At 53.9% G+C, this 26,259-nt stretch carries 30 protein-coding genes; 13 read left to right on the top strand and 17 right to left on the bottom strand.

What is annotated here, in order from left to right; all coding sequences use genetic code 11:
• Positions 1-7: 7 nt before the first annotated feature.
• Genes CS910_RS01715 through CS910_RS01705 form a run of 3 tightly spaced genes read right to left on the bottom strand, consistent with a single transcriptional unit; the run spans position 8 to position 2,376 of the window.
• The gene (locus tag CS910_RS01715; protein ID WP_099209443.1) at positions 8-961 is read right to left on the bottom strand and encodes an AAA family ATPase; all 954 of its coding nucleotides are present in this window, start codon (positions 959-961) and stop codon (positions 8-10) included.
• Positions 930-1,397 carry a hypothetical protein gene (locus CS910_RS01710; RefSeq protein ID WP_099209442.1) on the bottom strand — a complete coding sequence of 156 codons (468 nt, stop codon included), beginning with the start codon at positions 1,395-1,397 and terminating at the stop codon, positions 930-932. Before CS910_RS01710 ends, CS910_RS01715 begins: the two co-directional genes overlap by 32 nt.
• A complete protein-coding gene (locus tag CS910_RS01705; protein WP_223211912.1) occupies positions 1,375-2,376 on the bottom strand; it encodes a DUF4129 domain-containing protein in 1,002 nt (333 codons plus the stop codon). Before CS910_RS01705 ends, CS910_RS01710 begins: the two co-directional genes overlap by 23 nt.
• Before the next feature lie 70 nt (positions 2,377-2,446).
• On the opposite strand from CS910_RS01705, the gene CS910_RS01700 reads away from it, so the two are divergent.
• A complete protein-coding gene (locus CS910_RS01700) occupies positions 2,447-2,938 on the top strand; it encodes a DUF2118 family protein (RefSeq protein ID WP_099209441.1) in 492 nt (163 codons plus the stop codon).
• Here CS910_RS01700 and CS910_RS01695 read toward each other — a convergent pair whose 3' ends face one another.
• A complete protein-coding gene (locus CS910_RS01695) occupies positions 2,939-3,235 on the bottom strand; it encodes a hypothetical protein (RefSeq protein WP_099209440.1) in 297 nt (98 codons plus the stop codon).
• Positions 3,236-3,359: 124 nt separating this feature from the next.
• On the opposite strand from CS910_RS01695, the gene CS910_RS01690 reads away from it, so the two are divergent.
• Entirely contained in the window at positions 3,360-3,860 is a 501-nt protein-coding gene (locus CS910_RS01690; RefSeq protein WP_099209439.1) for an FKBP-type peptidyl-prolyl cis-trans isomerase, read from the top strand.
• Here the strand turns inward: CS910_RS01690 and CS910_RS01685 are convergent.
• The 5 genes from CS910_RS01685 to CS910_RS01665 form a co-directional block, all read right to left on the bottom strand.
• Entirely contained in the window at positions 3,816-4,727 is a 912-nt protein-coding gene (locus tag CS910_RS01685; protein ID WP_099209438.1) for a type II secretion system F family protein, read from the bottom strand. The genes CS910_RS01690 and CS910_RS01685 overlap by 45 nt on opposite strands.
• 4 nt (positions 4,728-4,731) lie before the next feature.
• Positions 4,732-5,784: a type II secretion system F family protein gene (locus CS910_RS01680; protein ID WP_099209437.1), complete on the bottom strand. Its 1,053-nt coding sequence runs from the start codon at positions 5,782-5,784 to the stop codon at positions 4,732-4,734.
• Between the two features lie 9 nt (positions 5,785-5,793).
• On the bottom strand, positions 5,794-7,647 hold the full coding sequence (locus tag CS910_RS01675) for an ATPase, T2SS/T4P/T4SS family (RefSeq protein WP_449353735.1): 1,854 nt from the start codon (positions 7,645-7,647) through the stop codon (positions 5,794-5,796).
• Between the two features lie 246 nt (positions 7,648-7,893).
• The gene (locus CS910_RS01670; protein ID WP_223211911.1) at positions 7,894-8,928 is read right to left on the bottom strand and encodes a hypothetical protein; all 1,035 of its coding nucleotides are present in this window, start codon (positions 8,926-8,928) and stop codon (positions 7,894-7,896) included.
• Positions 8,929-8,932: 4 nt separating this feature from the next.
• The gene (locus CS910_RS01665; RefSeq protein WP_099209434.1) at positions 8,933-10,381 is read right to left on the bottom strand and encodes a DUF515 domain-containing protein; all 1,449 of its coding nucleotides are present in this window, start codon (positions 10,379-10,381) and stop codon (positions 8,933-8,935) included.
• An 89-nt stretch (positions 10,382-10,470) separates the two neighbouring features.
• On the opposite strand from CS910_RS01665, the gene CS910_RS01660 reads away from it, so the two are divergent.
• Positions 10,471-10,791 (top strand): TIGR04076 family protein, encoded by a 321-nt coding sequence (locus CS910_RS01660; RefSeq protein ID WP_099209433.1) that lies wholly within the window; start codon positions 10,471-10,473, stop codon positions 10,789-10,791.
• Positions 10,760-11,830: a GTPase gene (locus tag CS910_RS01655; RefSeq protein ID WP_099209432.1), complete on the top strand. Its 1,071-nt coding sequence runs from the start codon at positions 10,760-10,762 to the stop codon at positions 11,828-11,830. The genes CS910_RS01660 and CS910_RS01655 overlap by 32 nt, the downstream gene beginning before the upstream one ends.
• On the opposite strand, the gene CS910_RS01650 is transcribed toward CS910_RS01655, so the two are convergent.
• Together CS910_RS01650 and CS910_RS01645 are read right to left on the bottom strand one after the other, a co-directional pair.
• The gene (locus CS910_RS01650) at positions 11,827-13,773 is read right to left on the bottom strand and encodes an ABC transporter permease (protein ID WP_099209431.1); all 1,947 of its coding nucleotides are present in this window, start codon (positions 13,771-13,773) and stop codon (positions 11,827-11,829) included. The genes CS910_RS01655 and CS910_RS01650 overlap by 4 nt on opposite strands.
• Entirely contained in the window at positions 13,748-14,422 is a 675-nt protein-coding gene (locus tag CS910_RS01645; protein WP_099209430.1) for an ABC transporter ATP-binding protein, read from the bottom strand. The genes CS910_RS01650 and CS910_RS01645 overlap by 26 nt, the downstream gene beginning before the upstream one ends.
• Before the next feature lie 89 nt (positions 14,423-14,511).
• Between CS910_RS01645 and trm14 the strand changes: the two genes are divergently transcribed.
• Positions 14,512-15,609: a tRNA (guanine(6)-N2)-methyltransferase gene (gene trm14 / locus CS910_RS01640; RefSeq protein WP_099209429.1), complete on the top strand. Its 1,098-nt coding sequence runs from the start codon at positions 14,512-14,514 to the stop codon at positions 15,607-15,609.
• 40 nt (positions 15,610-15,649) lie between these two features.
• Positions 15,650-16,033, top strand: a complete 384-nt coding sequence (locus tag CS910_RS01635) for a hypothetical protein (RefSeq protein ID WP_099209428.1) — start codon at positions 15,650-15,652, stop codon at positions 16,031-16,033.
• Between the two features lie 2 nt (positions 16,034-16,035).
• Here the strand turns inward: CS910_RS01635 and CS910_RS01630 are convergent, their stop codons facing one another.
• Positions 16,036-16,713, bottom strand: a complete 678-nt coding sequence (locus CS910_RS01630) for a fumarylacetoacetate hydrolase family protein (RefSeq protein ID WP_099209427.1) — start codon at positions 16,711-16,713, stop codon at positions 16,036-16,038.
• 92 nt (positions 16,714-16,805) lie between these two features.
• Between CS910_RS01630 and CS910_RS01625 the strand changes: the two genes are divergently transcribed.
• Positions 16,806-17,771 carry a hypothetical protein gene (locus tag CS910_RS01625; protein ID WP_197704276.1) on the top strand — a complete coding sequence of 322 codons (966 nt, stop codon included), beginning with the start codon at positions 16,806-16,808 and terminating at the stop codon, positions 17,769-17,771.
• Here the strand turns inward: CS910_RS01625 and CS910_RS01620 are convergent.
• Both CS910_RS01620 and CS910_RS01615 read right to left on the bottom strand, forming a co-directional pair.
• Complete coding sequence (locus CS910_RS01620) at positions 17,768-18,916, bottom strand: tryptophan--tRNA ligase (protein WP_099209426.1); 1,149 nt, start codon at positions 18,914-18,916, stop codon at positions 17,768-17,770. The two genes, CS910_RS01625 and CS910_RS01620, sit on opposite strands and share 4 nt — an antisense overlap.
• A gap of 187 nt (positions 18,917-19,103) precedes the next feature.
• A complete protein-coding gene (locus tag CS910_RS01615) occupies positions 19,104-19,310 on the bottom strand; it encodes a hypothetical protein (protein WP_099209425.1) in 207 nt (68 codons plus the stop codon).
• 207 nt (positions 19,311-19,517) lie between these two features.
• Here CS910_RS01615 and CS910_RS12105 point away from each other — a divergent pair, with 207 nt between their 5' ends.
• The 3 genes from CS910_RS12105 (at position 19,518) to CS910_RS01600 (ending at position 21,412) form a co-directional block, all read left to right on the top strand.
• Positions 19,518-19,652 carry a hypothetical protein gene (locus CS910_RS12105; RefSeq protein ID WP_262926559.1) on the top strand — a complete coding sequence of 45 codons (135 nt, stop codon included), beginning with the start codon at positions 19,518-19,520 and terminating at the stop codon, positions 19,650-19,652.
• 150 nt (positions 19,653-19,802) lie between these two features.
• Positions 19,803-20,648, top strand: coding sequence for a DMT family transporter (locus CS910_RS01605; protein WP_099209424.1), 846 nt, complete (start codon positions 19,803-19,805; stop codon positions 20,646-20,648).
• Complete coding sequence (locus tag CS910_RS01600) at positions 20,645-21,412, top strand: MBL fold metallo-hydrolase (RefSeq protein WP_099209423.1); 768 nt, start codon at positions 20,645-20,647, stop codon at positions 21,410-21,412. Before CS910_RS01605 ends, CS910_RS01600 begins: the two co-directional genes overlap by 4 nt.
• Positions 21,413-21,433: 21 nt before the next feature.
• Here CS910_RS01600 and CS910_RS01595 read toward each other — a convergent pair whose 3' ends face one another.
• Entirely contained in the window at positions 21,434-22,837 is a 1,404-nt protein-coding gene (locus tag CS910_RS01595; RefSeq protein ID WP_099209422.1) for an acetate--CoA ligase family protein, read from the bottom strand.
• 177 nt (positions 22,838-23,014) lie between these two features.
• On the opposite strand from CS910_RS01595, the gene CS910_RS01590 reads away from it, so the two are divergent.
• From CS910_RS01590 to CS910_RS01580, 3 genes are read left to right on the top strand one after another with little or no spacing between them, the layout of a single operon-like run.
• Entirely contained in the window at positions 23,015-23,590 is a 576-nt protein-coding gene (locus tag CS910_RS01590) for a winged helix-turn-helix domain-containing protein (RefSeq protein WP_099209421.1), read from the top strand.
• A gap of 5 nt (positions 23,591-23,595) precedes the next feature.
• A complete protein-coding gene (locus CS910_RS01585) occupies positions 23,596-23,901 on the top strand; it encodes a DUF211 domain-containing protein (RefSeq protein WP_099212356.1) in 306 nt (101 codons plus the stop codon).
• Positions 23,902-24,459: an ArsR/SmtB family transcription factor gene (locus CS910_RS01580; protein ID WP_099209420.1), complete on the top strand. Its 558-nt coding sequence runs from the start codon at positions 23,902-23,904 to the stop codon at positions 24,457-24,459. It abuts the gene before it with no gap.
• 3 nt (positions 24,460-24,462) lie between these two features.
• On the opposite strand, the gene CS910_RS01575 is transcribed toward CS910_RS01580, so the two are convergent.
• Together CS910_RS01575 and CS910_RS01570 are read right to left on the bottom strand one after the other, a co-directional pair.
• Complete coding sequence (locus CS910_RS01575) at positions 24,463-24,789, bottom strand: hypothetical protein (protein WP_099209419.1); 327 nt, start codon at positions 24,787-24,789, stop codon at positions 24,463-24,465.
• Between the two features lie 15 nt (positions 24,790-24,804).
• Complete coding sequence (locus CS910_RS01570; RefSeq protein WP_099209418.1) at positions 24,805-26,247, bottom strand: NAD(P)H-hydrate dehydratase; 1,443 nt, start codon at positions 26,245-26,247, stop codon at positions 24,805-24,807.
• Positions 26,248-26,259: the final 12 nt, after the last annotated feature.

The following is a 26,259-nucleotide window of genomic DNA, read 5'->3' as shown; positions in this document are numbered from 1 at the left end:
TGACCCCTCACTCGAACTTGGGAACGGGAACCTTCTCGAGGAGCTTCTCCATGACGCTCTCCTGCGAGACCTTCGTGTACCAGAGTTCGCGCTTTAGGATTAGCCTGTGGCTCAGGGCTGGGACGGCAACGGCCTTAACGTCGTCGGGAATTACGTAATCCCTGCCTTCTATTGCGGCATAGGCCCTCGAAAGCTTCATCAGGGCCAGGCTCCCCCTTGGAGAGGCGCCAATCTCAACGCTCCTCTTGTCCCTCCGGGTTGCCTCAACGACGGCAACGATGTAGTCGATTATCGGCTCGCTTATGTAGACGTCCTCGATGGCCCTCTGCATCTCAAGGACTTCCTCCGGCGTGACAACTGGCGTTATGTCCACTTCCTCCTTCTTGCGCTCCATTCTCCTCTTGAGGATTTCCTTCTCCTCCTCCCTGGTGGGATATCCAACACGGAGGCGGACGAGGAAGCGGTCGAGCTGGGCCTCTGGGAGGGGGTACGTTCCCTCCTGCTCTATGGGGTTCTGCGTCGCTATGACGATGAAGGGCTTTGGAAGCTCGTAGGTGTTGCCCTCTATCGTCACCTGCCTCTCCTGCATCGCTTCGAGCAGAGCACTCTGCGTCTTCGGCGGCGAGCGGTTTATCTCGTCCGCGAGGAGGATGTTTGTGAAAATTGGCCCCTTCCTGAACTCGAACTCAAGGGTCTTCTGGTTGAAGACCGAGACGCCGAGTATGTCGCTCGGAAGGAGGTCGGAGGTGAACTGAACGCGCTTGAACTGCAGGCCGAGAGCGCTCGCAAAGCTCTTAGCCATCAGCGTTTTCGCGAGTCCCGGGAGGTCCTCTATTAGGATGTGGCCATCCGCTAAAATCGTCGTGAGTATCATCTTCAGCACGTTTTCCTTGCCAACTATCGCCTTTTCAACTTCCCTCAGGACGAGGTTAGACTTCTCGTGAACTTCCTCTATCTTCATTCAGCTCAGCCTCCAGTATTTTTAGGGCCTCCTTAAGGCCCTCATAAGGATTGGGGGATGAGTAGAACGCCTTCAAAGCCGGGGGCGGATTGGAGCGGAGCTCCTGATAGTTGAACTTCCCATCGTAGAGGATGTAAAGTATCTCCAACAGGTCCTCTTCAACCAGCTTCCTCGAACCCCCTTTCTTAGACCTCTCAACGATTGTAAGGGCCCTCTCAAACTCGGGCTTCAGAGGACGCTTAAACTCTTCGGACGCCTCCTTGCGGTAGGGAATCCTAACGTCGTAGCCAACCAAGATGAGCGCGAGGGTCGCCGCCAGGGCCACCGAGGCAATCCACCGGATGTAGTATTCTCCGGGTACGATTGAGAAGAACAAGAGAACACCCAGGAGGACAACCCTGCCTTTGAACTTCTCACTCAAGCTCCGCAAGCTCACGGGCCCTCCCCCTCAGCTCGTTGTAAATCTCAAGGGCCTTTTCAGCGTCTTTCCACTCAAGCCTCTCCGGGGCGTACTTCGCCTTCTCGAAGAGCCTCGCAAGCTTCACGAAGGCCTCGTGCATGTACTTGACGTGCTCCGCGTGCTCCCAGTGGGTCCAGCTCTCCCTGTACGGAATTCCAAGGCCCTCAAGCCACAGCACTGCGTTCTTGTAAATCTCCACGATTGCTTCCTTGGGGTCGGAGAACCTCTCGAGGCCGAACTCATCAAGCTTCTCATCGAACTCAATGGCCTTCTGGAGCTTTTTCTTTCTCTTAACCTCCTCCCGCCCGAGCCGGTAGTAGTGATAACCCGCATAAGCGAAGCTGAAGAGCACCGGGAGCATGAAAACAACCCAGAGGTGAGACGTCACCGCACTCTTTGAGAACCTCGCCGTCGACGTACCATAAGAGCTGGCGAGAGGAGTAACGTTAGTGATTGGGCAGCGGAAGCCGGTGTTTAGGCTCCCCAGGATGGAGCCAATCCCAGAGAAGTTCACCGAAAGACTTGGAGTAGAGTTAGACAGGTTAGACGCCATCACAACCGGACACTTGGAGAAGGAGCTCGTGTAACTAACGTTGTTCAGGAGAGTGCAGTTGATGGGAGACGGGCGGGGACCCGGTCTCCCGACCAACTTGAGGGATGCTATGAAAATCAGGGAGAGGATTGCCGAGACGATGGAGTTCAACAATGAGGAAGCTCCATCCTCCATATCAACGCGCATCTTGAAGCCTTTAAACTCCCGAAAATAGAAGGCCATCATGATTATGAACACGAGACCAGCGGAGATGCCAACGAGGACGACAACCGTTAGAAAATCCAGGGGGAGCTCTGAGGTGGACCTGCGATGGGGGGCTGAAAACGCATGACTGTTCATCACAAAAGCAAGGAGAACGACCGTTATTGTCAGCAACGCAACGAACTTGACCTTAGTGGACATTTTGCGCCACGGAACAAAGTAAGGGGAGAGGTTTAAAAGGTTTACGGGCCAGTAAAATTTAGGTGGGAGTATGGAGAGGGTTCCAAAGCTCTACGTCGAGGGTAGGGAAGGGGAGTGCATTGAGAAAGGAAAGGCCACAAAGGACTGTGTGATAATCGACGGCAACGTTGAGGTATGGCTTAAGAGGGGGGACACCGTTCCGGAGTTCATAGGGAAGAATGCAAAGTTCCTAATCAAGGAGGTCTACGACCGCTTTTACCTCTACGTGGACAGAACCACCAGCAGGATGAACGCCGACGCGGTTCTGGTCCTTCCAGACGGCAGAACGAGGATTTACCTCAGGAAGGGCGACGAGCTGATGCTTCTCCCCGTTGAAGGCTTCACCAAAACGCTGATAGCGAACGTCGGGAACAGGGTTAGAACGGGCGATGCATTCGCGGCTGTAACAACGAGAAAGGGAGAGGTTCACTACTTAAAGCCCCCGAGGAATGGCACCGTGGTCTTCATTGACGAGATAACGAACAGACCGCACTACGTCTACTACATCCTCCCAGAGGAGTAATCACTCGCCCTCTATCCCCTTTATCATCGCGTCAATGCTTGACCTCAGCGCTAGGTTTATAGCATCGAGTCTGTCCATCCCCTTGATTGTGCGAGTGTTGTGGGCGCTGGTTATGATTAACGACCACTTGTAGAGGCCATCCTTAACTGGGACACTCTGGAACATCGCTATGAACTTCTCACCGCCAGAGCTCACCTCGACTATCTCCACGTCCGTTTCCCCGAGCTTCGAAGTGTAGACCTCACGAACCTCGAGGTTACCATACTCGTTCCGGAGGACGTCAGAAAGGTATCCCATATCAATCACCATTATAACACTGGGCAAGGTTCCTTATATACCTACCGCACGGGAAAGACGGAGACCAAAAGGGTTATAAGGGACCGAAGTAAGTCCCACTGAAGCAATTTTGGAGTTGAAGGAAATGAAGGTTGAAGCTGGCGATTACGTTCTGTTCAACTACGTTGGAAGGTTTGAGAACGGCGAGGTTTTTGACACGAGCATAGAGGAGCTCGCAAAGGAACACGGGGTTTACGTTGAGGACAGGGAGTACGGCCCAATGTGGGCGAGAATCGGGGTTGGCGAGATTATTCCGGGCCTCGACGAGGCCATCGTAGGCATGGAGCCGGGGGAGAAGAAAACAGTTACGGTTCCACCGGAGAAAGCCTATGGTATGCCCAACCCGGAGTTAATCATTAAGGTCCCCATTGAAGAGTTCACCAAGGCAGGCCTCGAGCCTCAGGAAGGGCTCTACGTCATGACCGATTCAGGAATAGCCAAGATACTAAAAATAGAGGAGAACCTCGTTTCCCTCGACTTCAACCATCCGCTTGCGGGAAAGACCCTGGTTTTTGAGGTTGAGGTAATAGAGGTAAAGAAGTCAGAAGCCGATGTTGAGCAGGGCGGCGCCCTTGAAGATAGCTGAACCCATCGCGACGAGCAGTGCCGCATACTTTAGGCCGGCGCTGTAGCTCCCTTCTCTTATTACCCCGATTCCAAGGCCCGAGACAAGCGCTTGAGCTATTATGAAGACAAAAAGGATATTAGTCATTGTTGCCACGGGAAGGTGAACCCCCGTACCCGGGCCGCTCATCGACGCCATGACTTTCGTGACTATCCCGAGAATCATCGGACCGACGAACCCGCTCGTCACTATAAAGAACATCGCCTGCATTCCCGTTGATGCCCTTCTCTCCTGCTTTATCCTCAGGATTTCACGCACATCGTTTCCCACGAAGACCAAGACGTCGCTCATCGGGGCCCCCCTTTCGAGGGCCTCAATGATAATCATCATAGAACGGTAGATGACCTGAGATTTCCTGTTCCTTATGGCAAAAGCCCTGAGGGCGTCAACTGTGGGACGACCCTTCTTTATCTCAGCAACCGTCTTCTTAAACTCCTCGGTGAGGGCCCCGAATTTAGCAGTCGTTAGCTCTTCGAGAGCTTCTGAAAAGGATATGCCCGCCCTGAGGGAGCTGGCAAGGTAGAAGAACGCGTCTGGAAGGTTCTTCTCCATGTCCTCAATCCTCTTGGATATCCTCCAGTAGGGGTACACAAAAGCCATACCGATGAAACCGCCAATGAATGCAACGAGGCCATAGAGACCCGTAGTCAGCAAAGCAACGAGCAATCCGACTATGACACCCATGAGGAATGAAATCACCAGGTACTCCGTTGCGAGAAAGTTGATTCCGGCGGAGTAGATGTAGAGTTCGTAGCGTTTTAAATGCCTCTCAGGTATCAGTCTCTCAACAAGGGACACCAAGAGTGATGTGACACCCCTTCTCGCCATGGTTTCACCTCGGCTCAGCCTTCTTAATCATGTTGATGATAATCAGCGACATCGCGGGGAATGCAAGGATTAGTATAACCGCCAGGGTTTGAACGTTGAAGATGAGCTGCTGGGCCATAACAGAACCTGCCAAGACACCAACGACGAACATAGTCGGCATGACTATGGTCATGAACATGTAGATAAAAGCTATACCGTTGACCTTCTGAACGTATTCCACGAGCTTCATCCTGTACTCAAAGGAGAAGTCCTCAGCGAGCTTGTAGAGTATCTCCGCTAGGTTTCCGCCGAATTTAACGGCCCTCAGAATCTGCTTGGTAACTCTGCTTATGTTCTCAGATGCCATTTTCTCCTCGAACTTGGTCAGGGCATCCTCAAAGGATGAACCAGTTCTCATGTCCCTAAGGATTAACTCGAACTCCTCCGAGAGAACGCCGTAATCAGCTTTGGCAACTGAGAGTATGGCCTCGGCTATACCAACGCCGGCACTGAGGAGGGATGCCATGTGCCTTAGGGCATAGGGCATTGTTCTCTCAACTTCTGCCACGCGCTTGCGCCACACCATCTTGGGGTACTGTCTCATGTAGAAGAATCCACCAAAGAACCCGAGGAGTCCTATGAGGAGAGACGTACTCAGGGGCATGTAGAGAAGATAAGCAAAAAGGAAACCAAAGAACGCTGCCATCATGGCAACCCCGAGCATGTAGGCGACGTACTTCTCCTTTGGCATGAATATGTTGGCCCTGTAAAGGTCCCTGTCAAGCCCCTTAATGGAGTTAGTCAGCGCTTCAACGGGTCCCTTAAAGTACTTAAGTACCACCTCGGCGAGTCTCTCTGAGAAAGGCTGGCTTATTTCCTCCTTACGCCACTCAATGACCTCCTCAACGAGTTTTTCCTGCTCACTCTCTCGTTTCTCCTCTTCTATCTCCTTTTGAAGCTCCTTGAGAGCGCGGAGTCTCTCCTGAATCGACTTGCCCTTAGGAACACGACGCATTGGCTTTTCGGTAATCTCTATCGTCTTCCCACCCAACCTCTCAAGGAACTCTATGAACCCCATGTCAACACCTCACATCATTCTTTGAATCTGTTTGCTGGTTTCCATGCTACTCTCGGAGGCTATCTTTTTCATGAGGCCCTCCTCATCAATGTAGAACTGTCTGATGTAATAGCCGACCTTGTCTATGCTTCTGATTCCGTTCTCAATCATCCATTCAAGGATTATCTTGCGCTTCTCGATTTCAAGCTCTATCTCCCTCATGCTCATTCCGGTATGGTGAGCGAGGGTGTTAAGGGTCCTGCTCGGAACGCCAGTCGGAACGAGCTCATCTTTAGCAGGGTCGTACTTGTAGAGCTTGTTGAGCTGTATGCTCTCCCCCTCTATTCCTGAAACCTCCGCTATCTCCGTGACGCGCCTTATGGTTCCCTTCTTTCTGCTGTGGAAGCGGACCTGCATGATGATTATATCGAGGGCAGGAATCATAATCCTCGGAACGTTCATCGGCGGGCTCTCCAGCCTGACTATCGTCTCACGGGCACTGTTGGCGTGAATCGTGCCCATACAGCCATCGTGGCCCGTGTTCATGGCAGTGAACATCGTCCTTGCCTCTGGACCACGAACCTCACCGACGATGATTCTATCAGGACGCATACGGAGGGTGTTCTTGACGAGGTCGTCCATCGTGACCTCTCCCTTGCCCTCGAGGTTTGGCGGCCTCGTCTCAAGCCTTATCCAGTGCTCCACCGGAAGCTGGAGCTCGGCCGTATCCTCTATGCTTATGACGCGCTCGCTCGGTGGGATGAACATTCCAAGGGAGTTGAGGGTCGTCGTCTTTCCGGAACCCGTTCCACCGGCAACGAGAACGTTGGCCGGCTTGACGCCGAGGCCATCGACGAAGACCCAGAGCAGGGCTGCTATCTCGGAGTTTATAGTCCCATACTTGATGAGGTCAATTATGGTGAGCGGGTCCTTCTTGAACTTACGGATGGTTATCGTCGGACCGTCGAGGCTTATCGGCGGAATCGTCGCGTTAACACGGCTTCCGTCCGGGAGACGGGCGTCGAGGAGCGGGCTCTGCTGGTCAATTCTCCTGCCGACTTCCCTCGCTATCCTCTCGATGATGTTGAGTATCTCCTTCTCCTCGGGAAACGTTATGTTGGTTTTACACATGTTGAAGCGCCTGTGCCAGACGTAGACCGGCTTTCCCGTCCCTATGACCATAATTTCCTCAAGGTTGTCGTCCCTGACGAGCGGGTCGAGCTTGCCGTAGCCTATCATCTGCTGGACTATCATGTCGGCCAAGACCTCAATCCTGCCCTCGGAGTATTGGGGAGCTTCCTCCTTAATCATCTTCTTTACCGCGTTAAGGAAAACTTTTCTGCGCTCTTCTGGATTGGGTATCGCGGTGGGGTCTATCTGAATTTCAGTGATGGCCCTTTCCTTAATGCGCTTGAAGAGTCTCAGCTCATCACTACTGAGCTTTGGAAAGCGAACCTCGTAGATTGGTACTGGCTCTCCCTTTACTTTGAGTATACGGACGTTGCCGTAGGCATCGAGGACCTCCCCCCTGCCGGCAAAAGAGACTTCCTCGGAAGTTGAGGCGCCAAGGATGTCCCGAAGGTTGGGAGACGGCCTCTTCGGTGGAGCGGAAGGGGTTCCTACTGGAGGTGTGGTAGAGGAAGACGCGGGCTTGGCCAAAATCTCGCTGAGGAAATCAGCACCTGTCTCACCGCCCCTATCCTCTGAAGCCGGAACCGAGCGAGAGGGCTTTGATTCAGCGGATTTAAAACTAGGTTTTGGTTTAGAAGGTTGAGACGCCGAAGAACTCCCCAAAAGGGAGCTCAAGAGGTCAGCACCAGTCTCTGCTCCTCCCGAGGGCTCTGATTTCGTTGCAGGGGATGGTTTTTCCCCCTTACCGAGTATCGAACTTAAAAAGTCAGCGCCAGTTTCGTTTGAAGGTTCCGGTGCTTTTTTGGGTTCTTCTGATTTTCCTCCGGATGCACCACTTAGGATGTCTTCAAGGCTACCCCCAGAAGATGCAAACGGGAGGGGTGGCTCTTCCTCCTTCTTCTTAAGTACCTTCTCAAGGGGGTCCTCACCACCGGAGAGTATCTCGTCTATCCAGGAAAACCCCTCCCCCTTCTTCTTTTTCTCACCGAACACGAACTCTCACCGTCCGGAGTTGTTATTCCAGCTCACACTGTACGTTAGATTGACCTGGTCACCCATAAATATTATCCACACAGGGAAGTCCGGACCTTTATAGGGTTTTCTCTCAACCTTAGGTGTGGCCCCCACCTTGACTCCAGATAAAAGCGAGTTCGTCAGCTTGAAGAGGTCATTTTGGGGAAGGCTGACACTAACGTTCTCCCTCTTTGGAGGCTGAAGGCCCCTGTACTTCCATATGAACTCCGAGATGTATTGGTGATACGTCATCGTGTAATTTGGATAGTAGTCGTAGGTTTTAGCACCTAAGAAGATAACCGGTTGCGCCACGGCAAAGAACACATGGAAGACCTTGTCCCTGTTGTAGTGGTTGGGGACGTTAGTTATCCTAAAAGTCACCTTACCCCGATATCCGAGAATTTCAATGTCCTTGTCGAGGAGAGGGAACATTGTTCTGAGGCTGAGGAAAATCGGCCTGTTTATGAGCTGAGGATAGACCGAGCCACAGACAAGGTCCTGTAAGTTGCCCTTGTTGTTGATGACCATGCTCGTCAGGTTGCCGTCGTTGTAAGTCAGCTGGGTTATGCGACCAAGGCCACCGCAAGAGTCCTTGTAATCGAGCAATGGAACAACGTAGGACGCGTTTGAATTTATTCTGAAGTTAACGACAACGGTTTCATATGGGGCTATCCAGAAGCCTATGAGGTAGTTCACGGACCGGTAGAGGGCCCCCCAGGAGACGTGTCCAACGATGTCACCATTTGGTGTCCTATTGTTGTAGAGGTACTCGGTGCCGTTACCCCGGAGAACCTTGAAATCATACCTTGGATTAACAACTATGAACTTCGGATATGGAGCGGTGTTGACAAGGGTAACGTTGAGGTTCACCATTATTTCACCGAGCAGACCAATGTTATTGTAGGTCAGGCCCCCCGAGATTGAACCGGGGAGGGTGTAGTCATCCGCAACTACGAAGCTAGGAAGGGATAAGGTTAGGATGAAAACGAAAAGAAGTGAGAGGACCTTCCTCACGGGCATCACCTCACGTGGTTACTCTCGCTACGTACAGGTACTGCTGGTTTTGGAGTATGTCGGGCACGAATATTGAGGGAACCTTGACGATTATAAGGAACTCCGTGTTCGGTGGTAGCACGAGCATGTCAGATGTCTGCTCGAGGGTTATGACCTTCCACCCGTAGTTCTGAAGCTCCTCCTTAACTTGTTCACTCGCCTGTATCTTCCCAGCCGCTATGGCCTTCAGTATTTCGGCGAGGTTGACGTTGTACGAGTAGCTGGCAGAGGAACTCTGGCTGGCACTCTCTGAGTTGGAGTACGTGTCGGTGACAGAGGTTCCGTTCGAGAACTGAGTATCTCCCGGATTGTACGTGGAAGCCTGGTTCTCGTTGTAAGTCGTTGAGGTTGACGAGCTCGTTGAACTGCTCTGGCTCTGCGACTCACTGACCGAAATCTGGCCGACGTTCGTTGGTAACAGAACGAGCTCAACGTAACCCTGGTTAACTATCTCTTTGTACTGGCCCTTTGTACCGTTCTTGGCGAAGAACATGACAACGTCCCCGGGCTTAATGAAACCGCCGGCAATCCTATCCCTGGGCAGAACGAGTGCAATCTCAACGTACTGGACCTTGTAAACTTTGTACTGGAGCAACTCGGTGTAGCTGGTAACGGCGCTTAGAATTGACTTCGCCTCAGACTTGGAGACGAGTTGCTTGACCCCGTTCTTCTCGAGGATGACGTCGTTGGTCGGAATGTTGTCAATCTTCCAGAAGTAGTAGTCCCTCCAGAGAGAGAGGAGGTACGAGTCAGGGCTTATCGAATTGACTTCCTCGATTGTCTTGGCGCTTTTAACTTGCTGCTCAAGTGTCTTCATAGCAGATATGACCTTTGCCCTGATACTGTCCGGAAGAGGCATTGACAGGAGTGGCTGGAACGCAATCTCTATTGACTGAATCTTCTGCTGTTTAGTCTGGTTCAGTTGTGTCTCATACGCGACCTTCTGCTGCTCCTCGACACATGCCTTGTACACCTGAACCGCCTTATCAAAATATATTTTTACATCTATAGAGCGCAACTGGTCCACGGTTTTGGCAGACTCAATCTTGCTGAGGACGAGGCTTCTGACCTGAAAAGCCTTCTGGGCACATTCCTTGTTTGAGAAGTTGTAATGCGAGAAGTAGTAGTTCACCTCACCAATCTTCTTCGAGCGCAGGTTTTTGAGTTCGTTGGCACTTCTGCTCTGGAGGTACGAATAGGCACCTATGGAGATTATCAGGATTACGATGATTAAAATCGATGCTCCGATTAAAATCCTCTTGCGTCTCTCCCTCTCGCGAATACTACTGATTGAGCGGGGTCTACGAGGTGGCTTCTTTGGTGAAGCCGTCGGCGGTTTAACGGGGGGAGTCTCGGGTTCTGCCGTTACCTTCCCGAGCTCCCTCAAACGACGAATTTTCGCCTCAATATCCTCTGCCACTTTAAGCACCACCATCAGAGTTATCGCTAAGTTATTAATGTCTCGAATAGTTTTTGAGCATTAATCCTTATTTAAGTTTCGGTGAGAACGTGGAACGGTTGGAAATAGTTGTCAAGGAGATTAAGGGAAGGTGCCCTGTATTCAACGTTGGCGATAGAATCGTTGTAGAAGGCCCAATGGTAAAACTGGACGAAACTGACGCCATATGTACCCACGCCTTCGCCTCACTGCTTCCCTACATAGTGGCCCTGCGAAAGGGTATTAAACCGAGCGAGCTAGGCCTCGGAAGGGGAGAGAAAGCCTACGTCCAGTGCCTCGACCCGGGACCACCCTACACGGACGGTGGAACTGTAATCTTCGAGATAACGGTGGTTAGAGATGAAGCAGAGGAAAGCTTGGAAGGTCGTTAGGGAAGTCATAGACGAGGCCGACGTGATAGTCGAGGTAGTCGATGCAAGGGACCCCATAGGAACGCGCAACAGAAAGCTCGAGAGATTAGTTCAGGAAGCTGGTAAACCTCTCCTCATAGTGATGAACAAGGCCGATTTGGTGCCGAAGGAGTGGGCCGAGGAGTACAAGCGGAAGAGCGAGATACCGGTGGTCTTCATATCCGCGAGAGAGAGGAAGGGGACCGGAATACTGAGGAGGGAACTCAAAAAGCTCGCGAAGCCCCTCCTTGACGAGAAGGAGAAAGTTAAGGTTGCCCTCATAGGCTACCCTAACGTCGGTAAGAGCACGATAATCAACACCCTGAAGGGAAAAAGGGCCGTCGGAACCGCCCCGATACCGGGCTACACCAAGGGAAAGCAACTGATAAGGCTCAGCAAGAAGCTCTGGCTCCTCGACAGCCCTGGAGTTGTTCCGATAGACGACTTCGACGAGCTGGTCATTAAAGGAGGATTCCCGGCGGACAAGATTGAAGAACCAGTCAGGCCGGCCTTAAAGCTAATCTCCAGAATCCTTGAGACGAGGAGGGAAGCCATAACTGAGAAGTTCGGCATCGAAGCCGAAAGCGAGGAGGAAATCCTCAGGCAGATAGGGGAAAAGCGGGGCCTCATAAAGGCCGGCGGAGAGGTTGATTTGGAAGAAACGGCGAGGTGGCTCCTCCGTGAGTGGCAGACGGGAAGGTTTACGCTGTTCGCGAGCGAGGAAGAGAAGAGCCGAGACTTCGTCTGGGACTTCAAAGATGTCCTCGACGGCGTTGAGAGGGAACTCCTCCTCGACCCGAGGAGAATCCTCTGGCGCTATGGGGATGAGCTGAGGGAAAAGCTCGACAACCAGAAGAGGGCCGGAATTAGGGAAATCGAGGGGGTAACGGTGGGCATAGCAACGGGCTTCAAGAAGTGCGACTCGGCTTTGAAGTTCCTCGAAGAATTAACGGGAAAGAGCGCCATCGCGAGCGAGTGCTTCGGGAAGAAGTGGAAAGGCGTGGTGGCGATTCTCGACTAAGCCCTCAGCGCTTTGACCACCTCCAGCTTTCCCATCACCCTCCTGACAATCAGAACCGTCAGCAGGGCGTAGGTAACATAGAGGGCCAGCAAGAAGGGGAGAACTCTAAACGCATCGTCGAGCGAAATGTTTACGGGCAAAAGGATGTTGCCGATGTAGTAGCCGACCTTGAGCGCCGGCGGAATCGCTAGGAGCGAGCCGATGACTGCTGAGGGAACGGTTTTCCGCAGGAACTCCCTTTCAACATGGCTGTCGGGTATTCCGATGGCCTTGAGGGTTGCGTAGACCTTCTCGTTGCCCCCGATTTCCAGGTAAATCAGGGTGAATACCGCGAAGACACTGACGAGGAACGTAACGAGCATGACCGTGTAAACCGGCGTTTTGAAGAGGACGAGGTTTTGCTCTGTCATTCTCCTCAGGTCTTCGAGCGTGTAGACCTTCAGGCCCTGGGCCTCGAGCCTTTCCTTGACCGCCTCAGGGTCTCTCACCTTCATGAAGTCCATCTTGGGCTCAACAAAGCCCTGCATCGGCAGGAAGAGGGCGCGGTAGTTGTAGAAGGAGGCGTCGCTTATCCCGACAACGCGGTAGGTCCTCTCGACGCCGAGCAGGTTCACCCGTATCGTGTCGCCGACCTTCAGGCCGAGCTTTCTCGCGAGACCCACCTCAACCACCGCTTCGTCGGGCCTTTGGAACCACCTGCCGGCCAAAAGCGTCTTCTCGAAGATACTCGTGTAGTTGAAGAAATAAACTTCAGTGGTTATTTCGTTGACGCTCTGACCGGGCAGATAGCCTGCCTTCTCGCCGGGGAGCTTCGCTATTTTCTCAGGACTTCCCATGACCCAGACGTTGAAGGGCGCGCTGAAGTTGGCGAGCTTCTCTATGCCGGCCAGAGCGAAGTAGGCCGAGCCCGACGCAAGGAAGACGACGAAGAAGACCGTGAGGAACTTAAGGAGGGAGCTCCTCTTCGGGACGAAGCGCAGGGCCTCAATCGTCCGGATTCTCGAGACGTAGAGGTAGGGAAGGGAAACCAAAAGGACTATCGCCAGTATTATCACCGCGTCGAACTTGAGCGGGTAAGTGTAGTTCGGTCTCAGTGGGACCGAGACGCTGAAGAGGCTCGACCTACTCCCGAGCAGGATTCCGGGGACGATTCCTGCGGTGTAGCCTAGGAGAGAAGCGATGAGGTAGTCCCCAACGAAGAGGGTGAATGCGAACGAGTCCGGGAGACCGAGGGCCTTGAGAACGCCGACCTCCCTGATGCTCCCCCTGATGTGGGCGACCGTCACGAGAACCTTGACGAGAAGCACCGCGCCGAGCATTAGGTAGAAGAAGCTCATGACGAAGGTCTTGACGTTGTTAAGCTCGTCCTCGTAGGGAACGTGGCCGTTCCCGTAAACCATGAAGTAGCGAACTTTAGCGTGCGCCATCAGGAACTCCGAGAGGGCCTTAGTGTCGTTGCAACGCATGAAAACGTAGAGGTTCTCGCCTTTATCCATCGTAAGGACTATTGGCTCCCCCATCTGATAGTAGTAGGAGCCGAGGACGGTGTAGGTCTTCCCGTTCACCTCAAGCTTATCGCCCTTCTTCGCCTCGGGGAATGCCAGGACGTAAACGCCCTTCGGCGTGCTCTGGACTTTAGGAACCTCGAACCTGCCGTAGCCGATTAGAGCGTTATAGGTTTTCCCGTTGAGGACCACTTTGCCCTCGTCGAAGTAGAGGTAGTTCACGACCTCGCCAAACCTGGTGAGGTTCTCAACGCTCACGCCCTGAACGACGAACTCGACGTTGCCGATGTGAGAGAAGTCGTTTATCGTCCCGATGAAGCTCCCGATTCCGCCGAGCGTGAAGTTTATCCCGAGGCTGAGGAAGGCGAAGATTACGAAAACAGTCACAGCCCTTCTTTTCTCGCGCTTAAGTTTATTCAGGGCGAGCCTTAACCTCATGAACCTCACCGTCCCTGAGGACTATCAGGACGTCGGCGAACTCGAAAAACTCCCTCTCGTGGGTTGCCGCTATGACGGTAACTCCCTCCTCACGGTTCACCTTCCTCAGAAGCTCCCAGACTCGAAGCTTGTTCTCCCAGTCGAGGTTTGCAGTCGGCTCGTCCGCGAAGAGGTATCTGGGCCTGTTCGCTAAAGCCCTCGCTATCGCTATCCTCTGCATCTCACCGCCGCTCATGTGCTCCGGCAGTTTGTCCGCCAGATGCTCCGCGTTTACGAGTTTCAAAAGCTCCCGCGCCCTCTCCTCGGGGTTTTCAACCTTCTTCGAGTACCTCATTGGAAGGAGAACGTTCTCGAGGCCGGTCAGGTAGGGCACGAGGTAGAAGAACTGGAAGACTATCCCGAAGTTCTCGAGGCGGTAGCGCCTCAGCTCCTTCTCCTTGAGAGAGTGAACGTTAACCCCATCGACGATGACCTCGCCCTCGGTCGGTCTGTCGATTCCGCTCAGAATGTTTAAGAGAGTCGTCTTCCCGCTTCCGGAGGCGCCGGCTATGACGTAGAACCTCCCGTCCTCGAAGGTGAGGTTTATCCCCTTCAAAGCCGTGACGTTTCCGAAGTCGTAGTGCTTGGAAACGTTGCGAACCTCAATCACGCGTCATCACCTTACAAGCGCGAGTTAGATGAAACGGGTTAAAAGCTTTGTTTCGAAGGTCATTTAAACCCCGGGGGGAAGCCAGAACCATGAGACTAATCCTGACGACATCTCGGGGAATAGAGGACTTCGCGAGGGCCGAGGTTGAGAGGCTTCTCTCCGACCTTGGAGTTCCGTTTCGGGTGGAAGAGAAGCCCCTCGGCGTCGAGGGGAGGGTCCTGGCTGAGGTCGACAAAGCGTTTTACACCGACGAGAAGGAACGGAAGAGAGAGCTGAGCGTTTCGACTTACCTGAACGAACGTTCGAGGCTTCTCCACAGGGTTATAGTCGAGATAGCGAGCGAGCGCTTCGAGGGAATAACTGACGAGGAGCCGGAGAGGGCTTTGAAGAGGATTGAAAAATTTGTAGCTTCGCTTCCAGTGGAAAGGTATGTTAAGGTCAGCGAGAGCTTCGCGGTGAGGAGTTTCCGCAAAGGCGAGCACAAGATTACGAGCGTTGATATCGCGAAAACCGTTGGAAAGGCGATATTCGAGCGTTTGGAGCGCTTCGGAACGCCAAGGGTTAACCTCGACCACCCGGCGGTAATCTTCAGAGCAGAGCTGATCGGTGATGTTTTCTTCCTTGGGATTGATACGACAGGAGACAGCTCGCTCCACAAGAGGCCGTGGAGGGTTTACGACCACCCGGCTCACCTGAAGGCCAGCATAGCGAACGCGCTGGTTGAGCTGGCCGAACCGGACGGCGGGTCGTTCATAGACCCCTTCTGCGGGAGCGGTACGATCCCGATAGAGCTTGCTTTAAGGGGTTACGAAGGAGAGATAATCGGCCTCGAGAAGTTCAGGAAGCACCTGAACGGAGCTAAGATGAACGCCCTCTCCGCCGGAGTGCTGGATAGGATAGAGTTCATACTCGGCGATGCGACAAGGCTGAGCGAGCACGTTGAGAGCGTGGACTTTGCGGTAAGCAACCTTCCCTACGGCCTCAAAATCGGAAGAAAGAGCGCCATTCCGAAGCTCTACATGGACTTTTTCGGGGAGCTTGCAAAGGTTTTGGAGAAGAGGGGAGTCTTCATAACGACGGAGAAGAGGGCGATAGAGAGGGCAATAGAGGAGAGCGGCTTCCAAATCAAACACTACCGCCTCATAGGCCACGGCGGGCTGATGGTGCACACCTACGTGATTGAGTAAAACTTTTAAGCGGATTTTTCCTACTTTTTCAGGTGGTCAGATGAAGGCCAGGTCACTCGTTTTTGGCCTCGTGGTCCTTATGGTGGCCCTCGCGGGGGTGGTATACTACTCCTTCAACCACTACAGCTTCAACTACGAGTGGAAGACCAACCTCAATGATTATCGGGAGTACCGGCTCATCGGGGACTCGACGCTGAACGGCTACATTAAGGCCGACCGTGAGGTAAGCGTTTACATCCTGACGAAAGAGGACTTCAAGAGGCTCAAAGAGGGCGAGCCCTTCCGCTATTACAGAGCCTGGGAGCACGTGAAGGCGGTCGAGCTCAACGACGTCAGGATTCCGGATGGGGATTATCTCCTTGTCATCAAGAACGAGGAGAATGGGATGCAGTGGATTTCCGTTAAGCTGGTGGATAAAAAGTGAAATCAGCACAAAATCGAGTCCTCGCTTAAAACATCGAACTCGACCTTTCCGATGCCCTCAATCCACGCTTCAATTTTATCACCGTGCCTCAGCGGGCCGATTCCTGCCGGTGTTCCGGTCGCTATTATGTCCCCCGGTTCGAGCGTCATAACGGAGCTTATGTACTCTATCAACTCGGGAACTTTGAAGACCATCTCGCTGGTTCTTCCGAGCTGTCTGAGTTCGCCGTTCACCTTCAGGCCGATTTCGAGGTCGTCTATCTTCAGCTCGCGCTTGTCCACGACCCTCGGGCCGACGGGAGCGAAGGTGTCGAAGCCCTTGGCAATCGTCCAAGGAAGGCCCTTTTCCCTCGCCTCGGCCTGGAGGTCTCTCGCCGTAATGTCGAGCAGTATCGTGTAGCCGAGGACGTAATCAAAGGCTTTCTCAGCGGGAACTCTCTTCGCGCGCTTCCCGATTATCACCGCCAGCTCGACCTCGTGGTCAACGCGCCTGCTCATCCTGGGCAGAATTATCGGCTCGCCGGGCCCGATGAGCGCACTCGGGGGCTTGAGGAAGAAGACCGGCTTCTCGGGAACGTCGCTCTCCATCTCCCTCGCGTGCTCGGCGTAGTTCTTGGCGAGGGCTATTATTTTGCTCGGGCGCAACTCGTAGAAGCCGTCCATGTAAGGCAACCGAACCATGCCATCACCGTTCCGAGTTTCCGAGAGGCGAATTAAACCTTGCCATACGATAGGCAAAAGTAATAAGGGGAACCGCCAAAGATTGAGCGGTGGTGGTGTTGCGAAAGGTCCTCGTGAGGGAGAGCGGAACGCTCGCGGTCTTCGCGGTTGTGGTGTTTGCGGTCGTTTTCATCTGGATTGCCATCGGAATGCTGAGCTTCGCGCCGACATGGTTCGCACTCCTCTTTTTAGCCATGCCTGTTCTGTTCATACTCCTCGCCCTTGCGAAGGGAACGAGCATCTTCACCGGGAATAAAAAGGCCTCGGCCCTCTTCGAAAATTCCGAGGTGTCGGAGAGCGGGGTCACTCTTCCGGAGGAGCTCGAATACGAGACCGGCAGGGTTTCCCTTGAGGGCTACTGGACGAGCACCGGGCGGAGCAGGAGCTACCACGTCAGGAGAAGCTTTGAGGCCCGGGAGAGAAAAACAGGGGCGTTTGTGGAGTTCCCGAACGAGCCCTTCAGGGTTCAAGTGCTCCGCGATGGGACTGGTAGAGTAGAGGCTCCAGCAGTAAGAATCCTCAGCGGGCCCTACAAAGACGTCCTTCTAATTTTCCTCACGGACGAGGGGGAGGTTACCGGCTCGGGAAGCCTTACCATGAGTAGCGGGGGCGACGTTGCGACGGTGACGTTCCGGGGAGAGGGAAGGGAGCTTAGGGGGAGCGTGCAGGCCGAGCTGTCGAAGGCGAGGAAGGTGAGAATCGAAGTCGGCTCCGGGAAGGTGTGGAAAAGGATAGCCGAAGGGCAGAGCTTTGACTTCTCGTTTTCGCCCCTCCCCGAGGAGAAAACTGTAATCTTCACCAACTACAAGACCGTAAGTCCCATGTCGCTCGTCAAGGCCCTCTGGAAGGACTCAACAATTCTCGGCCACGGGGCCTTTGAGCTCAAGGCGGTTTTAGATGTTCCGCTCGCGAGGGACGTCGTTGAGAGGGCCGAATTTCGAGTCGAGCTGAAGAAGGAAAGGAAGGTGGAAAAGAGGGAAAGGAGTGAGTTCGAGGAGGGGTGGGGGTTCTGGAACTAGCGGAGTGGCTCCGGAATCGCCTTCTCCCACTGCTCCCTTGCCAGCTCGCCGGTGTACTTGAACTTCTCCACCTTCTTCTCGGCCTCCTTCCTCTTCTTCTGGTGCTCCTTCAGGAACTCCTGAACCTTCTTGATTAGGTAGCGCTTGCACTCACCGCAGGTCAGCTCTCCCGCTTTACACGCGTGATAGCGCTCCATGAGCTTCTTGTCGTCCTCTTCGAAGAAAATCTCCAGCCACTTGAAGACGACACACTTCTCCGGGTTTCCGCCCTTCTCCCTCTGCTCTTTGAGCGTCGGCTGACCGCCCGTCAAGGCGAACTTCCAGATTTTCTTTCCAGCCTCCTCGGGGTCGTCGGTGAGATAGACGGCGGTTTCAGGTTTGCTGGCGCTCATCTTGCCCTCAAGGCCCGTCAGCGGCGGAACGAACTTCGAGTGCAAAGCGGCGGTCTTGTAGTAGCCGAGGCTCTCGGCGAAGTCCCTCTGGAGCCTCCAGTAGGGGTCCTGGTCAATTGCTGCCGGAATTAAACAGCGCTTCTTCTCGAAGAAGGTCGGTGCGGCCTGTATGGCGGGGTAGAAAATCATTCCAATCTTGCTCTGCTCGTTGAAGCCGAAGACCGCTTTGGCCATCGAGTAGTTTATCTTCTTCGCTATCGGAAGGGCCATCTCGTAAATCTTTGTGAACTCGCTGTCCTGGAAGATGAAGGTCTTGTCGGGGTCGAAGCCAACCGCTATGATGTCGAGTATGTTCTCGTAGGCCCAGCGCTTGGTTTCATCCAGGGTGAGGTTCTTGAAGAGGAACTTCTCGTCGTCGGTTATCTGTATGTAGAGGTTGACGCCAAACTTCTCCTGGAGCCACTTGGTGGCGTAGAAGGGGATTATGTGGCCTATGTGCATCGGTCCGCTCGGGCCCCTTCCCGTGTACAGGAAGAAGCCCCTTCCGCTCTCGTAGTCGGCCAAGATTTTATCGTAGTCCCTGTGGGAGAAGAAGAAGCGCCTGCGGAAGTAAATTGGCAGTTCGCTCTTCGTGAGCATTGCCGTCTTCTCAAGCAGCTCGTCAGTCAGCGGGCTGGTTCCGAACTGCTCTATCAGCTTGTCGTAGTCGACTAAACCTTCAACGTCCCAGGGGGTAACCTTAAACTCGTCCATTCAAAGCACCTCCATTTCCAGTGGAAACGAAACTCGTGGCTAAGGCGGTGCAGAAGAGAGGAACTTCACCAAAGCCAAAAACGACCACCGAGCATGGGAAGAGAAAGGGGAGAGGAGAATTTAAAGTTTTTGGAAAGTGAGGAAATTCATTTATAAGCCGAGCCCCTTTTGCTCAAGTCGGAGAACCCTAACTTTTGACCTGCTTCGGTAGGCCTTCAAGTTTGAGCCACTCAATGGACTCGTCTCTGGCTTCCTTTAGGAGAATGTCAATTTCGTCTTCGCTCAGTTCGGAACTCTCTTCCATCAAAAGGTCCTCAAGCCTCTGGAGTTCGCGCCTTATCCTGCGGAGCTCGGCCAGTACGAGCCCGAGGGTTTCGCCCTTAACATTCTCCAAGCTTACCACCGTGCTGTACTACGGAGAAGGACCCAAATATACCCAAATCAACGTTCCCAGATAAAAACTCTAATCGCGCTTATATAATCATGCTTAGAGAATTTGCCAACATACTGGGTGAGTCCAAAATCCCAATAGAGCAACCTGACGGCGGGAAATGCGGGGAAAGTCCTGAGACAGCTCGAAAAGAAAGCCGAGCTCATTGGATTGGAGGACTACGAGAAGCACTATGGACTAATCGCAAAGAGAATCGAGGGGAAGGAAAACCTCGGGCTGGCCTTCGACCTGAGGGATTTTGATGAGGTCTTTACCGAAAACACAAGCGAAACAGCTGAGAAATAAGGATAGCTTGAGCATCAATGGGCGAGAGCTGACTAGAGAACATTATAACATTATATTATGATGAGTAAGAGAGAAATCGACAAGATAAGCGAGGAGATTGAACGCGATGGGTAGAGAAGCCCATAAAAACCCTACCGTCCACATCCATTCATGGACCGCGAAACAGAGGGGACGCTGTTAGCCTTCACCGTGCTGGTCCTGCTCGGCCTCGAACCGGCCGTAATCAAGGCCAACCCGATTAATCCATTCGCCTTCGCCTCGCTGTCCGCTTTAATAGCCTCGCTAATCCTCTGGCCGGTTATACTGCTCAGCGATCAGGTGAAAGAAATCCAGGAAAGACCGACCGAGCTGAGGAAGGCCTTTCTAACGGGCCTTTTCGCGACGGCAATAGCTTACTCACTCTTCTCCTACGGAACGAGGCTGAGCACTGCTGTAAACTCGGCGATACTCACGCGCTTCGAGGTCTTCTACTCGTTCCTCATCTCGTGGCTCCTCCTGAGGGAGAGGATAACCGGAAGGGCGGTAGTTTCGGCATTGGCCCTAATCGCTGGCGTCTTCCTCGTGGTTGCGCAGGGAAAGAGGCCGGAGCTCCTGAAGGGCGACGTCCTGCTCCTCTTAACTCCCCTCTTCTGGCAGCTCGGGCACGCAATAGCCAAGAGAACCGATTACAGCCCGGTGACGATAGCGACATTGAGGAACACCTTCGGCGGGCTTCTCCTCCTCGTTCCAGCCTTTATTACCGGCTTCGCCTTCACGAAGCTCGCACTGGCGGAGGGACTGATAATAGCGCTCACCCAGAGCCTCTGGTACTTGGCGATAGCGCGGATTAACCTCTCGAAGGCGACGGCCATTTTAACGCCCGCGCCCGCTTTAACTGTTCTCGTCTCGATTGCGCTCCTCGGCGAGAGGGCAACGGCCTACCACCTCGCGGGCTTAGCCTTAATAACCCTTGGAACCCTAACGGTGAGCAGAGAGGAGAGCGGGGTGAGGGAATGAAGGTCGTGATTCTCGGCTCGGGTTCATACAGCGGGACGCCGAAGCCCCTCTGCACCTGCGAGAACTGCTCGCGGGCCAGAATCAACCCTGCCTTAAGGAGAACGCGGTTCTCGCTTTACTTTGATAAAACGCTCGTCGACCCGAGTCCAGACCTGCACTACCACCTGGAGAGGCTGAACAGGAAGGTGGAGCGGGTTCTCATCACCCACGGCCACTTCGACCACGTCTTCGGCTTACCGGACCTTCAGGTCTTCAAGCGCCTTGAATTCTACTCCCACAATGAGGCACTCGAAGTCGCGAAAAGCTTGGCGAGGCTGGCCTTCGGCTCGGAAAGTCCTGAAGGCCATGAGTGGACCTACCACGAGCTTGAGTTCTGGAAGGAGACGAGAATCGGGAAGATGAGGGTAGTTCACTTTCCCGTCACCCACACGATAACGGCTGGTGGCTTCGTCATCGAGGTGAAGGGGAAGAGGATAGCGATAACCGGCGACACCGGGCCGGAGATTCTGAAGGACGAGAAAGCAATAAAGCTCATGGAAGGGGCCGACCTGCTCATAGCCGAGATGACCCACAGGGAAGCCATTCCCGGCTCGCATCTTGGAGTCAGGGAGGCGATAGAGCTGGCGAAGAAAGTTGGGGCAGGCTACACTGTCTTCGCCCACATAAGCCACAGCAACTACCCCCATGAAGTTCTGGAGAAGAAGGTCAGGGAAGCCGGGATTCCGGGCGAGGTTGCGAGGGACTTCACGTGGGTTGAAGTTTAGCAGGAGAAAAGAGAAAACGGCTCAGAGCTTTCCGTTCTCCCTGAGCCACTCGCCGTACCTGACGAGGGCGTAGACGGCATCGACCGCGTCCTCTGTGGTCTCGTAGACCGGAATGCCCTTCCCCTCGATGTTCCTCGCCATCTTGTGCGGGAAGTCTCCACCGGGGGCGACGAAGACAATCGGCTTGCCGTAGGCCTTCATTCTCTCGACCGCGTCAATGATTCCCTCGTCGAGGGCCGGGCTCTGGAAGAGCGCGATGACGACGAGGACGTCGACGTTCGGGTCTTCGAGGGCGTAGCGCATGGCCCTCTCGTACCTGCTCGACGGGGCGTCGCCTATGACGTCAATCGGGTTCTTGTAGGACATGTGAGCCGGGAGCTTTCCGGCCTTGATGTCCTCCTCGAACTTCTTAAGCGTCTCCTCGCTAAGCTCCGCCATCTTCAAACCGCGCTCGAGCAGGCCGTCGCTCATCATGACTCCTGCTCCACCGCCGTTGGTGACTATCGCGACGCGGTCACCCTTGGCCGGCTTCTGCATTGCCAAGACCTTCGCGTAGTTGAAGAGCTGTCTCATCGTGGTCGCTTCCAGAACACCGCTCTGCTCAAAGGCCGCCCTGTAAATTGCGTATGAACCCGCGAGGGAACCGGTGTGAGAAGCGGCCGCTTTGGCCCCTGCTTCAGTCCTTCCGCTCTTGAGAATCACGACGGGCTTCTTGAGGGTAACCCTTCTTGCGGTCTCGAGGAACTTCCTTCCGTCCTTGACGCCCTCCAGGTAGCCGGTTATAACGCCCGTCTTCTCGTCGTCGCCGAGGTAGTCCATGAAGTCGCTCTCATCGAGGTCGGCCATGTTGCCGAGGCTGATGAACTTGCTCATTCCGATTTTCTCTCTGGCCGCCCAGTCAAGGATTGCGGCACCGAAGGCCCCGCTCTGGCTCATGAAGGCGACCTTTCCGAAGGGCGGTCTGGCCTGCCTCTCTGGCGGGTTGAAGTTACAGTCGAAGCCGTTCTCAAGGTTCGTAACGCCGAGACAGTTCGGACCGACGACACGAATGCCCCACTTCTTGGCGCGCTTCACGAGTTCCTCCTCAAGGTCGGCCCTTCCGGCCTCTTTGAAGCCGGCGGAGATAACTATCGCGCCCTTAACGCCCTTCTCACCGCACTCGTCTATAACGTCCGGCACAAACTTAGCTGGAACCGCTATAACAGCGACGTCGACCTCGTCGGGAATCTCCTTGAGGCTCCGATAAACCTTGAACTTCTTACCATTAACCTCAATTTCACCGCCCTTGACGTTGACCGCGTAGACCTTGCCGTCAAAGCGGAGCGTCATCGAGCGCATTATGGCGTTTCCAACCTTCCCGGGCACGTGGGAGGCTCCTATGACAGCGACGCTCTTGGGGTAAAACAGGAAGTCAAGACTCCCCATGTGACCACCTCCGAAGTTTTTTCGGCCGAGGTTATTTAAGGCTTCCGAAGTTGGACGTTTTATCCATGAAGCTTTTTAAAGGCAGTTGCCCTTTACATATATAAACCTTCCGAGGGAAAAGGTTAAAACACCTGAGCGTTTAAAGAAACGTTGGAGCGTTAAGATTGGGTGGTCATAATGTCTAAGGTGAAGGTTATAACAGACCCAGAGGTCATAAAGCTGATGCTTGAAGATACGAGGAGAAAAATATTAGCTCTATTGAGGAACAGAGAGATGACTATTTCACAGCTCAGCGAAATTCTCGGAAAAACTCCACAGACCGTCTATCACCACATCGAGAAGCTCAAGGAGGCCGGGCTCGTCGAGGTTAAGAGGACCGAAATGAAGGGCAACCTCGTCGAGAAGTACTACGGAAGAACCGCCGACGCGTTCTACATCAACCTCTATCTCGGCGACGAGGAGCTTCGCTACTTCGCCCGCTCGAAGCTCAAGACGAAGCTCGACATCTTCAGGGCCCTCGGCTACGACTTCAAGGATGAGGAACTCCTCAACGTCATGGATGAGCTACTCAAGAAAGAACACGAGTTTAAAACGGAAATCTCGGAGGAGATTGAGGCCAACGAGGACAGGCTTAAGGAGTTCTCAAACGAGGATATAATCCACGCCATTGACTGGCTCGCGATGGCTAGAATGGGCCGGGATGAAGAGAGCATTGAGCTCCTCAAAAAGCTCGGTGAGTTGCTGAAGAAGTGATGAAGATGGCGAAGGGAATAAGGCTCCTCGTTCTGGACGTTCTCAAGCCCCACCAGCCAATAGTTACGGAGCTGGCCCTTGGACTGAGCGAGCTTGAGGGCGTCGAGGGCGTCAACATCACGCTCGTTGAAATTGACAAGGAGACGGAGAACGTGAAGATAACGATAATGGGCGATGACCTCGACTATGACGAGATAGTCAGAACCATCGAGGAATTCGGTGGCGTGGTGCACAGCATCGATATGGTCGCCGCAGGGAGAAGAATCGTCGAGGAAGAGGAGACCCCGCAGGACAAGCTGGAGGAGTATTGAGTGAAGGAAGTTATCATAATAACCCAGCCCGAAAAGGTAAGGGTTCTTTCAGATGAAACACGCTTTAAAATCCTTCGACTTCTCCGGCAGAGACCAATGACGGTATGGGAGCTTAGCATGGAGATAGGCAAAGACAGAACGACGATTTACAGGCATATCAAGGCCCTTGAAAAGGCCGGTCTTGTCGAGGAACTCGGCAGTGAGGGCAACGAAAAGCTCTACGGCAGGACCGCGAGGCTGTTCCTCATAAAGGCCGAGCCCCATGAGAGCGTTGAGAACTTCCGCCAGATGTACCTCCAAGTTGAGGCGGAGAGACTCGTTGAAGTCCTTGAAAAAGCGGGGATAAAAATCAAAGATAGGGAAAGACTGAGGGGACTCGTGAAGGACATCCTCAACGAAATCGAGATTAACGCACAGCCGATTATAAAGAAGATTTCCGAGGCAAACGTGGAGCTCGGAGAGATAGAGCTCCTCCACTTCCTCAACATGCTCGTTTTCCTCCAGAGCTGTGAGCTCTGTGAAAAAGCAAACGAAGTGAAGAAGCTGATAGAGGTTTAAAACTTAAGACGGCTCACCACCACCTTTTCCTTTAAGGAGCGAGAGGAGCAGTGCCAGGATGAGAGACAGTCCGAGGATAACCACAAGCCCTCCAACAAAGCCCCAAACGCCCTGCTCCAGGGCCTCAAAAATCCAAGACTTTCCCCAAGCGAATGTTCCTGCGAGGGTTCCAATTACAAAACTTCCAAGGGAGAAGAATAACCCATAACGCGTTTCAATTCTCACGAAGAGGAGGCCAATTAAGATGGCCAAAGCCCCGGTCGGCAGGCTGAACGCAAGGAGAAAACCGAAGAGAAGATAAAAGAGAGAACGCCAGTTAAACCCTGCCACGCCAGCACCCCTGGCTCAGAACTCCTCCACCCATTTTACTGCCTTCGGAATCCACTTCGCGAGCTCAAGGGCCGTGAAATTTTCTCCGAGCTCTTCTTTCACCATGTCGCCGGAGAGGCCGTTGAGAAAGGCACCGACCGAAGCAGACCTCAGTGGGGAGTTTCCGAGCGCGAGCAGGGCTCCGACGAGACCGGCAAGAACGTCTCCAGTACCGCCCGTCGTCATGCCCCTGTTGCCGGTTCTGTTGTACTTCCAGGTTTCTCCGTCGCTGATGACGTCGTAGGGGCCCTTCAGCAGGATTACGCCGCCGATTTCCCGGGCCTTTTCCTTCACCAGCCCGGCCCGTTCAATCAATCCCCCGGGGGGCTTGACTCCGAAGAGAACGCTAAACTCACCTGCGTGGGGCGTCAGGACGAAGGTCCTGCCTTCGAGAACGCCCAAATCTCCGGCTATCGCCTTCAACCCATCAGCATCGATGACCATCGGCTTCTCACAGCGCGCCACAAAGGCCCTCACGAACTCCTTAGTTTCCTCAGCGAGACCTATTCCGGGGCCGATGACAACGGCGTCCGCCTTTTCGGCAAGCTCAAGCAGGTCATCAAGGTGCTCGGTCGAGAAGTTCTCGCCCGGGAAGGGCCTCAGAATCAGGTCCGGGTCGCTTATCCTCCTCGCAGGCTCGGCAGGCATCGCGAGGTAAACGAGGTCAACGATGTAGCTCGCCCCCTTGGAGGCGAGGTACGGTGCGCCGTAATAGCTTGAGCTACCACCGATGACCAAGAGCCTGCCGTTCTGGCCCTTGTGCTGGCCCCTCTTCCTGAGCGCGAACTTTGCATCACCTGGCCCGACAAGGTGGTAAAGCTCCCGGGGATAACCTATCTTAACTATAACCCTCTCAAAGCCTTCGTACTCCTCTTTGTCCCACTGGAAAGTCACCGCGAAGTCGGCTTTAACGCGAACCTCAGATGGATAACCGCTCGGCAGGTCGACGCTGACTATCTTTGCCCTTCCGGCGTACTCGTTGATTTTCTCGATGGCCGAGCGTACCGGCTCTCTCGGCTCGCCCCTCGTGCCCGCTCCGAGGAGGGCATCGACGATGACGTCGTAACCGTTCAGGTCGAGGGACCTTATGTAGGTGGAATCTTTGAGAACCTTGATTTTCACGAAGTCGAGGCCCTTCAGGATTTCCCAGTTGTGCTTAGCTTCCTCGCTCCTTATCTTGGCCTCGTCGCCCACCAAAAAAACCGTAACATCGTTCTCGAAGCTCAAATGCCTCGCAACGACGAAGCCGTCCCCGCCGTTGTTTCCCGTGCCGGAGAAGACCGCAATCCTGAGGCCCTTTCCAAAGCGCTCCTCTATCGTTCTCGCGACTCCCGCTCCTGCGTTCTCCATGAGCTGGTAAGGGGTTATCCCGAGCCACTTGGCGTTGATGTCCCAGACGTAAACGTCCTCGATTCGCATGGTATCACCGTT

It is taken from the genome of Thermococcus henrietii, assembly GCF_900198835.1.
Taxonomy (GTDB): domain Archaea; phylum Methanobacteriota_B; class Thermococci; order Thermococcales; family Thermococcaceae; genus Thermococcus; species Thermococcus henrietii.
This window is presented reverse-complemented; position numbering and strand designations above follow the sequence as displayed.

Bases quoted from the DNA above. Each gene is read 5' to 3' on its own strand.
- CS910_RS01690 (WP_099209439.1), top strand. From the start codon at position 3,360: ATGAAGGTTGAAGCTGGCGATTACGTTCTGTTCAACTACGTTGGAAGG.
- CS910_RS01570 (WP_099209418.1), bottom strand. From the start codon at position 26,247: ATGCGAATCGAGGACGTTTACGTCTGGGACATCAACGCCAAGTGGCTC.
- CS910_RS01680 (WP_099209437.1), bottom strand. From the start codon at position 5,784: ATGGGGTTCATAGAGTTCCTTGAGAGGTTGGGTGGGAAGACGATAGAG.
- CS910_RS01600 (WP_099209423.1), top strand. From the start codon at position 20,645: ATGAAGGTCGTGATTCTCGGCTCGGGTTCATACAGCGGGACGCCGAAG.
- CS910_RS01700 (WP_099209441.1), top strand. From the start codon at position 2,447: ATGGAGAGGGTTCCAAAGCTCTACGTCGAGGGTAGGGAAGGGGAGTGC.
- CS910_RS01635 (WP_099209428.1), top strand. From the start codon at position 15,650: ATGAAGGCCAGGTCACTCGTTTTTGGCCTCGTGGTCCTTATGGTGGCC.
- CS910_RS01715 (WP_099209443.1), bottom strand. From the start codon at position 961: ATGAAGATAGAGGAAGTTCACGAGAAGTCTAACCTCGTCCTGAGGGAA.
- CS910_RS01705 (WP_223211912.1), bottom strand. From the start codon at position 2,376: ATGTCCACTAAGGTCAAGTTCGTTGCGTTGCTGACAATAACGGTCGTT.
- trm14 (WP_099209429.1), top strand. From the start codon at position 14,512: ATGAGACTAATCCTGACGACATCTCGGGGAATAGAGGACTTCGCGAGG.
- CS910_RS01670 (WP_223211911.1), bottom strand. From the start codon at position 8,928: ATGCCCGTGAGGAAGGTCCTCTCACTTCTTTTCGTTTTCATCCTAACC.
- CS910_RS01695 (WP_099209440.1), bottom strand. From the start codon at position 3,235: ATGGGATACCTTTCTGACGTCCTCCGGAACGAGTATGGTAACCTCGAG.
- CS910_RS01650 (WP_099209431.1), bottom strand. From the start codon at position 13,773: ATGAGGTTAAGGCTCGCCCTGAATAAACTTAAGCGCGAGAAAAGAAGG.
- CS910_RS01585 (WP_099212356.1), top strand. From the start codon at position 23,596: ATGGCGAAGGGAATAAGGCTCCTCGTTCTGGACGTTCTCAAGCCCCAC.
- CS910_RS01620 (WP_099209426.1), bottom strand. From the start codon at position 18,916: ATGGACGAGTTTAAGGTTACCCCCTGGGACGTTGAAGGTTTAGTCGAC.
- CS910_RS01590 (WP_099209421.1), top strand. From the start codon at position 23,015: ATGTCTAAGGTGAAGGTTATAACAGACCCAGAGGTCATAAAGCTGATG.
- CS910_RS01630 (WP_099209427.1), bottom strand. From the start codon at position 16,713: ATGGTTCGGTTGCCTTACATGGACGGCTTCTACGAGTTGCGCCCGAGC.
- CS910_RS01605 (WP_099209424.1), top strand. From the start codon at position 19,803: ATGGACCGCGAAACAGAGGGGACGCTGTTAGCCTTCACCGTGCTGGTC.
- CS910_RS01685 (WP_099209438.1), bottom strand. From the start codon at position 4,727: ATGGCGAGAAGGGGTGTCACATCACTCTTGGTGTCCCTTGTTGAGAGA.
- CS910_RS01655 (WP_099209432.1), top strand. From the start codon at position 10,760: ATGAAGCAGAGGAAAGCTTGGAAGGTCGTTAGGGAAGTCATAGACGAG.
- CS910_RS01595 (WP_099209422.1), bottom strand. From the start codon at position 22,837: ATGGGGAGTCTTGACTTCCTGTTTTACCCCAAGAGCGTCGCTGTCATA.